Raw genomic sequence first — 6,222 nt, 5'->3', positions numbered from 1 at the left:
TGAGGATGTGGCAGCCGATCTGGCTGCGCAGAATCTGCTGCCGGCGTAAGGAACGTGAGATGACTAACGTGAGCGACGTTCTGGTCGCCGATGAGGAAGCGTGTATAGCGCTTCCTGATGAGGTGGATAGCCAAAAACGACAGTGGCTACAGGCGTTACACCCGGCCGTAGAGCACAGCAACACGCCGCAGGTCGAAGAGCCGGTGACGGCGGAGTCGATAATGGCGGATTTTATCCGCCAGCACTCCACGTCGGGCCAGTTGGTGGCGCGCGGTGTGTTTTTGCAGCCACCTTATTCAATGCCTGAAACAGACCTTACGCTGCTGCTGGACGCCATGCATGAGCAGGCGGGAAGTGCGGATATTACCTGCGTGCAGGGTGCGGAAGATGTGTATTTCTACTCGACGCAGACCATGACGGCTAACTATGCCGACATGTGCGTGCAGGTGGTGGAAAACGATATCTGCCGGGCGATCGCCGAGGCGGTGCGCTTTGACTGCCGAACGTATCCTCGCCCGTATAAGGTCGCCATGCTCGGACAGTCGCCGTATCACTTTGCACCTCAACAGATAGCCGCGGCGCTGACCGCCATGGAAACGCACCCGGATTACGCAGATATACGCGTTGTGGAAGCGTCGAATGCGGAACCTTATCTGTTTAGCGAGCGCTTTATGCGCTACGGCAAGGCGTACGGCCTGTGTGAATGGCTTGAGGTTGAGCAGTACCAGAACCCCTGAATTGATCAGGTAAATGTCATGGAACGTGTGGACGATCACTGTCACAGCATTAGAGGATAACCCGATGTCCTTCACCCGACGAAAATTTGTCATTGGCATGGGGACGGTGATTTTTTTCACCGGCCCAGGCCAAACCTTGTTAGCAAGTACCAAAAATACGCAAGCGGTTCGTTATGTCATGATTCATGATGAGTCATTGTGCAACGGCTGTAATATTTGTGCCCGAGCGTGCAGAAAAACCAACCATGTTCCAGCCCAGGGTAGCCGTTTGTCGATTGCCCATATTCCGGTGTCGGATAACGACAACGAAACCTTGTATCACTATTTCCGCCAGTCCTGCCAGCATTGTGACGATGCGCCCTGTATTGAGGTGTGTCCGACCGGTGCTTCCTGGCGCGATGAGAATGGGATTGTGCGGGTTGACGCCGCGCGTTGCATTGGCTGTAGCTACTGCATAGGGGCCTGTCCTTATCAGGTTCGCTATCTTAATCCGCAAACCAAAGTGGCCGACAAATGTGACTTCTGCGCCGAGTCACGTCTGGCAAAAGGCTTCCCGCCTATCTGCGTGAATGCGTGCCCGGAACATGCGCTGATATTTGGGCGCGAAGATAGTCCGCAGGTTCAGGCCTGGCTGCGCGAAAACAAGTTTTACGAGTATCAGCTGGCAGGCGCCGGGAAACCCCATCTGTATCGTCGGTTCGGTCAACATTTGATTAAAAAGGATAATGTATGAACGCGTCGCAGAATGCCGAACAGTTTCATGCGCAACTGGCGCAGTACGTCCCCTTGTTTAAGCCCGACTACTGGCCCGTCTGGCTGGTGGCTGCCGGGTTAATGCTGGTGGGGATGTGGCTGGTGCTGGCGCTACACGCCATGTTGCGCTTTCGCTCTGCCAATAAAGCGTCAGCCGGGCACGGTGAGAAAGTTTATCTGTACTCGAAGGCGGTCCGCCTGTGGCACTGGTCGAATGCGCTGCTGTTTTTACTGCTGCTGGGCAGTGGTCTGGTCAACCACTTTTCTGCCGTCAGCGCCCCGGTAATGAAAAGCCTGCATGCTGTGCACGAAATCTGTGGCTTCTTGCTGCTGGCGTGCTGGATTGGCTTTGTGCTGATCAACCTGATCGGTGGCAACGGGCATCACTATATGATTAAACGCCAGGGCTGGATTGGGCGGGCGCAACGACAGACGCGGTTTTATCTGTTTGGCATTATGCAGGGTGAGGCACACCCGTTCCCGGCATCCACGCGGTCTAAGTTCAACCCGTTACAGCAGGCGGCCTATGTCGGCGTAATGTACGGACTGTTACCGCTGTTGCTGATTTCTGGTTTGCTGTCGCTGTATCCGCAAGCGGTGGGCGATCTGTTCCCGGGTGTGCGTTACTGGTTGCTGCAGGCGCACTTTGCGCTGGCGATAGTGAGTCTGTTTTTCATTTTTGGACATCTTTATCTCTGCACCACGGGACGCACGCCGGGCGAAACCTTCAGGTGCATGGTGGATGGCTATCATCGGCATTAAGCAATGATGATAACCTTTAGTGACTTACGGGCCTGGCGCGTCGGGCCCGTGTTGTACCGCTGGTTTCTGCGTTCGTTTCCGGACGGTGGCAGCTATGCGGATGTTCACCGTGCGCTTGAGCGAGAGGGTTTCGGCGACTGGGCGGACAGCCTCGTGGAATATGGCTGGTCTAAATGGTTGGATGAAGCACGTTTTGTGCAGCAGGATATTTTCGCGATGGCGCGTTTAGCCAGCCCGCAAACGGCAGACGACAACGGCAGACAGCTGGCGAGTGCAACGGACAGCGACAGCCTTGGCAGTGCAGGTGATAACGTCAAAATCGCCAGCGCCGGGTACGCCGCACAGATTGCCAGCGCGGGGTACAGCGCCCGCATTGGCAGCGTGGGGTACAATACGCATGTCGGCAGCTCCGGCAATCGCAGCAGAATCGCGGTCGCGGGAAATTCCACGCGCGTCAGCAGCGTGGGAAACGGCACGCGCATCGCCAGTACCGGCATGCGTGTGCGTATCAGTTCGTTGGGCGAGCGCAGCCGTATTGCCAGCAGCGGCGATCTCACGCAGATCGCCAGCTTTGGCCCTGAGTCAAAGATTGCTAACTGTGCTGACAATGTGCACATTATTGCCAGCGGTGAAAATGCGGTCGTTGCCAGTACCGGCGAGGTCGATTCAATCATTCTCGGCCCCGGTGGATGTGCCGCGCTTGCCTATCACGACGGGGAGAGAATGCGGTTTGCCGTTGCCATCGAGGGTGAGAATAATATCCGTGCCGGTGTGAAATACCGGCTCAACGACGACCACCAGTTCGTGGCCTGTTGAGCCGTGGCATTATTTTAGCGCGAACCGATGCCGGGCGACTTTCTCCAGCCCAAAACACAGCAGGTAGTAAACCAGTCCGGTAAAGACAAAAATCGCAGCCGGGTAAATCTGCACGCGGCTGTTCACCTGACCGGCAACCGTCGTCAGTTCAGGGACGTTGACGATAAACGCCAGCGACGTATCTTTTAGTAACCCAATAAAAATCCCCGTCAGCGATGGCAGAATATTACGCAGCACCTGTGGCAGTAAAATCAGCCACAACGCCTGAAACGGGCGAAATCCTTGAGCCACTGACGCCTCATACTGACCGCCAGGCAGCGCGTTTAAGCCCGCATACACGGAGTGCATTACCGAGGCGGCGGTAAACCAGGCTAGCGCCAGCGTGACGGTCGCCGCCCCTGGCAGATCGCTGCCTGTCAGCATGGGCAGCAGGTACCACATCCAGAAAATGACAAAAATGAGCGGAATACCGCGAATAAACTCCGCCCAGACAAACAGTCCCTTGCGCACCACGCCCGGGAACCGCCACGCGCAGCAGGCGAGGAGAATCCCGGCGGGCAGCGCCAGCACCGCAGCGCCAATTGCCATCAGTAACGTGAGCAGAACTCCCCCTGGCTGTCCCTGTGCCGCGCGTCCCCACAGGAGATAGTCCAGATTGTCGGTAATCACCGAAATATTAGCGATCATGCTGTGGACTCCGGATGCTCAAGATGTGGGTTTTTACCGCAGATCGCTTTGCCGGTACGGGCCGAGGGCCAAGTCGCGTGAGCAGCATTCCCAGCACAAGCCCAGTGAGCAGATACAGCCCGGTGCCGACGGCAAACGCTTCCAGCGCGTGGGCGTTATAACTCTCGATTTGCCGAACCTGGTAGGTCAGTTCAGCGAAACCAATACCGCTGGCAAGCGATGAGAGCTTCATTAAATTGAGATACTGCCCGACGATTGGCTGCCAGGCGTTCGCCAGGGCCTGAGGCAACAGAATATGCCGAAAGACCGCCCAGGAAGAAAAACCCTGCGCCACGGCGGCTTCCCGCTGCCCGCTGGACACCGCCTGTAAACCGGAGGCGATTTCCTCCACCAAAAAAGCTGACGTAAAAATCCCCAGCCCCCAGGCCGAACAGAGAAACTCCGGCGTTAACCACCAGACCTCTCCCGGCAGAATGGACCACGGGTGCTCAGCATTGATGAAGGTAATTACCCCTCGGGGAAGCAGATTCCATGCGGCGAAATACCAGAACATCAGTTGTACCAGTAACGGCGTGTTGCGAAAAACTGAAACCCACACGCTGACCATGCCACCGGCGATGCGATTACCCGAAAGGCGCAGGCCGAGCAGTAAGATGGCCAGCAATGTGGCGAGTACGATCCCCACCAGTGTCACCCATAGCGTGGTCAGAAAACCTGACATTATCCATTGCAGAGGTTGCCCGCTCAGCACTCCCTGCCAGTCCATTGCGTGCATTATAACGATGACTCCTGATGTAACGGGTCGAGAACTTTTTTCAGGAAACGTCGGGTCCTTGGGTGCTGCGGGCGGGTAAAGAACGCCTCGGGGGGCGCCACTTCGAGAATGTCGCCGCCATCAATGAAAACCACCCGATCGGCAATCTCGCGGGCGAAATGCATTTCGTGAGTGACGACAATCATCGTGATGCCACTATGGGCGAGGTTTTTCATCACCAGCAGCACTTCGCCGATCATTTCGGGATCCAACGCGGAAGTGGGTTCATCAAACAGGATGATTTGTGGAGAGGAGGCCAGGGCGCGGGCGATGGCAACGCGCTGTTGCTGACCGCCGGAAAGCTGTGCGGCGTAGGCCTCGGCTTTGTCAGCCAGTCCGACCTGTTCCAGCAGCTCAAGTGCGCGTTGTTTCGCCTCCGTTTTATTCCAGCCGTGAACATATTCCAGCGCCAGCGAGATGTTCTGCTGCGCCGTCAGATGTGCGTAAAGATTGAACTGCTGGAATACAAAACCAATGCGACTGCGTAACTGACGTAAGGCCGCGCCGCGCAGCTGGCCGATCGGGTGGTCATCAATGAAAATATCGCCCCCGCTAAGTGATTCAAGCTGATTGATCAGGCGAATAAGCGTAGATTTCCCTGAGCCGGAAGGGCCCAGAATGGTGACCACTTCACCGGGCTCCACGGTCAGGTTAACGTCATTTAACACCACCTGCGCGTCATACTGTTTATGCACATTGCGCAGCTCGACCCGCGCCTGACGCAACTGCGTAAAATCCGCAGCTGGCGCTGCGGAGCGAGGAAACAGACCTGAGAGCATATTACTTCGCTTCTATTTTAAAGGCGCGGGGCTGGGGATTTTTGGTTTCAGGCCCAAACCAGACATCGTAGATTTTGGCCGCCTGACCGGTCGACTCAAGCTTCAGCAGCTCGTCGTTTACCGCGTTTAACAGCGCCGTTTCGCCTTTTTTCACCCCTACGCCGATCTCTTCTTTACTCAGCAGGTCAGGTAAAATTTTGAAATCTGCTTTATCCGGTGCACCTCCTAACAGGCCCGCCAGAATAGTACTGTCCTGGGTGATGGCCTGAACATTGCCATTGCGCAGTGCGGTCAGCGCCAGCGGAATATCGTCGTAGGCCAGCACGCGTGACTGTGGGAAGCGCTGATGTAGCGCCTGTTCACCGGTAGTGCCTTTCACCGCGCCGATGCGTGCCTTGCTGTAATCATCAAGCTTGTCCGGGGATTTTGCGGGCACCAGGAACTGCTGTCCGGTGACAAAATAGGGGACCGAAAAGTCGATGACCTGCGCCCGCTCCGGCGTAATCGTAATATCCGCAACGATTAAATCGGCCTTACCGGATTGCAACAGCGGAATGCGGTTGGCCGGATTGGTTGCCACCAGTTCCAGTTTTACACCGAGTGATTTTGCCAGCGCTTCGGCAAAATCCACGTCATAGCCGACAATTTTATGTGTTTTCGCATCAACAGAGCCAAACGGTGGGTTAGCGTCGAACGTTGCGACTTTCACCACGCCTGCAGCTTTGATATCGGCCAGTTGATCGGCCTGAGCCTGCGAAGCCATCATGCCCGACGCGGACAATATGCTAAGTGCCAGGATTGATTTTTTAGCGCGCTGAATTTTCGTTGCCATCATTATATGAAATCCCTGTAGTTATTGGTTTGTGCTATTAAC

The 6,222-nt window shown here is 55.9% G+C and carries 8 protein-coding genes; 4 read left to right on the top strand and 4 right to left on the bottom strand.

Annotation, left to right across the window (positions count from 1 at the left end):
* Positions 1-59: 59 nt before the first annotated feature.
* The 4 genes from FDW95_RS00475 (at position 60) to ydhT (ending at position 3,068) form a co-directional block, all read left to right on the top strand.
* On the top strand, positions 60-737 hold the full coding sequence (locus FDW95_RS00475; RefSeq protein WP_115258619.1) for a YdhW family putative oxidoreductase system protein: 678 nt from the start codon (positions 60-62) through the stop codon (positions 735-737).
* Positions 738-801: 64 nt separating this feature from the next.
* Complete coding sequence (locus FDW95_RS00470) at positions 802-1,470, top strand: 4Fe-4S dicluster domain-containing protein (protein ID WP_096757199.1); 669 nt, start codon at positions 802-804, stop codon at positions 1,468-1,470.
* On the top strand, positions 1,467-2,252 hold the full coding sequence (gene phsC, locus FDW95_RS00465) for a thiosulfate reductase cytochrome B subunit (protein ID WP_096757198.1): 786 nt from the start codon (positions 1,467-1,469) through the stop codon (positions 2,250-2,252). The genes FDW95_RS00470 and phsC overlap by 4 nt, the downstream gene beginning before the upstream one ends.
* 3 nt (positions 2,253-2,255) lie before the next feature.
* Positions 2,256-3,068 carry a protein YdhT gene (gene ydhT, locus FDW95_RS00460; protein WP_115258618.1) on the top strand — a complete coding sequence of 271 codons (813 nt, stop codon included), beginning with the start codon at positions 2,256-2,258 and terminating at the stop codon, positions 3,066-3,068.
* 9 nt (positions 3,069-3,077) lie between these two features.
* Here the strand turns inward: ydhT and FDW95_RS00455 are convergent, their stop codons facing one another.
* From FDW95_RS00455 to FDW95_RS00440, 4 genes are read right to left on the bottom strand one after another with little or no spacing between them, the layout of a single operon-like run.
* A complete protein-coding gene (locus FDW95_RS00455) occupies positions 3,078-3,755 on the bottom strand; it encodes an amino acid ABC transporter permease (protein WP_115258617.1) in 678 nt (225 codons plus the stop codon).
* On the bottom strand, positions 3,745-4,530 hold the full coding sequence (locus tag FDW95_RS00450) for an amino acid ABC transporter permease (RefSeq protein WP_115258616.1): 786 nt from the start codon (positions 4,528-4,530) through the stop codon (positions 3,745-3,747). The genes FDW95_RS00455 and FDW95_RS00450 overlap by 11 nt, the downstream gene beginning before the upstream one ends.
* Entirely contained in the window at positions 4,530-5,348 is an 819-nt protein-coding gene (locus tag FDW95_RS00445) for an amino acid ABC transporter ATP-binding protein (RefSeq protein WP_115258615.1), read from the bottom strand. The genes FDW95_RS00450 and FDW95_RS00445 overlap by 1 nt, the downstream gene beginning before the upstream one ends.
* A gap of 1 nt (position 5,349) precedes the next feature.
* Entirely contained in the window at positions 5,350-6,183 is an 834-nt protein-coding gene (locus FDW95_RS00440) for an ABC transporter substrate-binding protein (protein WP_115258614.1), read from the bottom strand.
* Between the last annotated feature and the right edge of the window lie 39 nt (positions 6,184-6,222).

Origin of the sequence: Citrobacter sp. wls718 (assembly GCF_005280945.1) — a bacterium.
Classification (GTDB): Bacteria; Pseudomonadota; Gammaproteobacteria; order Enterobacterales; family Enterobacteriaceae; genus Citrobacter; species Citrobacter gillenii.
Note: the sequence above shows the minus strand (reverse complement) of the source record. Positions and strands in the feature narration are given on the sequence as shown.

Coding starts and splice junctions, on each gene's coding strand:
- phsC (WP_096757198.1), top strand. CDS start 1,467: ATGAACGCGTCGCAGAATGCCGAACAGTTTCATGCGCAACTGGCGCAG.
- FDW95_RS00455 (WP_115258617.1), bottom strand. CDS start 3,755: ATGATCGCTAATATTTCGGTGATTACCGACAATCTGGACTATCTCCTG.
- ydhT (WP_115258618.1), top strand. CDS start 2,256: ATGATGATAACCTTTAGTGACTTACGGGCCTGGCGCGTCGGGCCCGTG.
- FDW95_RS00445 (WP_115258615.1), bottom strand. CDS start 5,348: ATGCTCTCAGGTCTGTTTCCTCGCTCCGCAGCGCCAGCTGCGGATTTT.
- FDW95_RS00470 (WP_096757199.1), top strand. CDS start 802: ATGTCCTTCACCCGACGAAAATTTGTCATTGGCATGGGGACGGTGATT.
- FDW95_RS00440 (WP_115258614.1), bottom strand. CDS start 6,183: ATGATGGCAACGAAAATTCAGCGCGCTAAAAAATCAATCCTGGCACTT.
- FDW95_RS00475 (WP_115258619.1), top strand. CDS start 60: ATGACTAACGTGAGCGACGTTCTGGTCGCCGATGAGGAAGCGTGTATA.
- FDW95_RS00450 (WP_115258616.1), bottom strand. CDS start 4,530: ATGCACGCAATGGACTGGCAGGGAGTGCTGAGCGGGCAACCTCTGCAA.